This window comes from Vibrio sp. M260112 (assembly GCF_036533775.1).
Classification (GTDB): Bacteria; Pseudomonadota; Gammaproteobacteria; order Enterobacterales; family Vibrionaceae; genus Vibrio.
This window is the reverse complement of sequence record NZ_JATABH010000136.1, coordinates 1-1,578: the sequence shown is the minus strand read 5'-3', so window position 1 is coordinate 1,578 and position 1,578 is coordinate 1. Positions and strand designations below refer to the sequence as shown.

General features: G+C 44.7%; 1 protein-coding gene and 1 pseudogene. Both read right to left on the bottom strand.

What is annotated here, in order from left to right:
• Window positions 1–21: 21 nt before the first annotated feature.
• A pseudogene (gene tnpC / locus QTN95_RS20575) lies at window positions 22–1,191 on the bottom strand (IS66 family transposase); the annotation flags it as partial.
• A 20-nt stretch (window positions 1,192–1,211) separates the two neighbouring features.
• Window positions 1,212–1,478, bottom strand: a complete 267-nt coding sequence (locus tag QTN95_RS20570; RefSeq protein WP_240800883.1) for a DUF6444 domain-containing protein — start codon at window positions 1,476–1,478, stop codon at window positions 1,212–1,214.
• Between the last annotated feature and the right edge of the window lie 100 nt (window positions 1,479–1,578).

The window sequence follows — 1,578 nt, the reverse complement described above, 5'->3', positions numbered from 1 at the left end:
CGTTCACCAGCACCGTGTTGACTAAGTGTTTAGGTAAAAACTCGTGTGTTTAAGATCGAGCACATTTGGGTACGGCTGCTGACGAACAACAGCATTGACTATGCGTGAAAGCGTATCAAGTGACGATATCTTTCGCTTTTTACAAGTTTCGATTAGCGAGTGTAGGCGGTCTCGGAACTTGTCGCCTGCATCCGAGGTAGTGCCGTAGCTGATTTTTCTTTGAATGACAAAGCCACGAAGTCGGCGTTCAGCTTCATTGTTGGTCAATGGTATTTTGGGGTTAGTTAAGAACAACCACAAGCTTGGGCTATGCTCATCCAGTTTTTTGCAGCGACCTTGATAGCGTTGAATTGGTATTTGCTTGCTCCCTTTATTGAGCCAGTAATTAAAACGCTGTCTTATTCGACTTAATCTGTTTAGGTACAGGCTATATTTTATCGTTTCGGACTCCCAACGATGTCGCGTTCGAAAGACCAATTTGCTCAGCATAACAAGTCGTTGGCCTATTTTAGCTGTATGTCCTTTACCTGTGTAATCCGCAATCTGTTGTAGGTTTCGGATCACGTGTGACCAACATAGCTGATGTTTATTTGGTGATATCCAGTTGTAACCACCATATTGGTCACTGACGACAACCCCAGAATAATTGGCGCCCAAAACCGCTTTAGCTGAGTGAATGGAGCGAGAGAATAGGATCTTTTCATACACTAAGTCGTCGCTCGATACTAACCAGCACCACCGTAAACGCTCTTCACTATTTCGTGAGTGTGAAGTCTCATCGACGTGTACTAACGGAGCCGTTTGAATATTACTTTTGATGGCTTGGTGCAGTGGGGTAAGCATTGAGGCAACACGAGTTTGAGCTTCACTGATTGCGCCAATTGAAAAAGTAGTGCCGAATTGCTCCTTAAGTAAAGAGCGTATTTTACGCACGCTCAGATGATATTGACCAGCCAAGATCGCGATATGACTCAATAGATTGGGGCCCATGATGCCTTGAGGTATATCGCTCGGCTTTCTGGCCCTCGCGGTTTCGCCACACTGAGAGCATTTACCAGAAAAGAGCCGATACTCGGTAATATCCATTGTCGGTTTGGGAATTTCATGAACCTGATGTCGATAAAAAGGTTTATCACTCATCTTAAGGTTCGTATCGCCACAACAAGAACAGGCACTATCTGGGTAACATTCAACAAAGGTATCAGATGGTTTTAATTCTGAGAGTTGTCGTTTGTGCCCTGAGTGACCTTGTGTAGCTCCTCTCGGATTGCGACCACTAGAGCTTTGAGCTTTTTTCTTTCAGCCCGCTCTTTAGGCCCATCGGATGATGGTGATTTGGATGAATTAGCGCTGCTAGTTTTGAGCTTGTCCTCATAGTGGCGCAACTGCTCCCAGAGCTCAACAATCAGCGCATTCGCTTCGTTGATATCTGAGGCCACGGGCGGCGAAGATGAGAATTTAGATTTTTTCTTTTTCATGCATTAAGCATGACGGCTAGAAATGATCACTCAATTAGGAATGTTGGATCAATTGCGTTAACTCACACTTTTTGTCAATGGACTGCTGGTGAACGCTTAC

Excerpts from the sequence above, each read along its gene's own strand:
- QTN95_RS20570 (WP_240800883.1), bottom strand. The coding sequence starts at position 1,478 with ATGAAAAAGAAAAAATCTAAATTCTCATCTTCGCCGCCCGTGGCCTCA.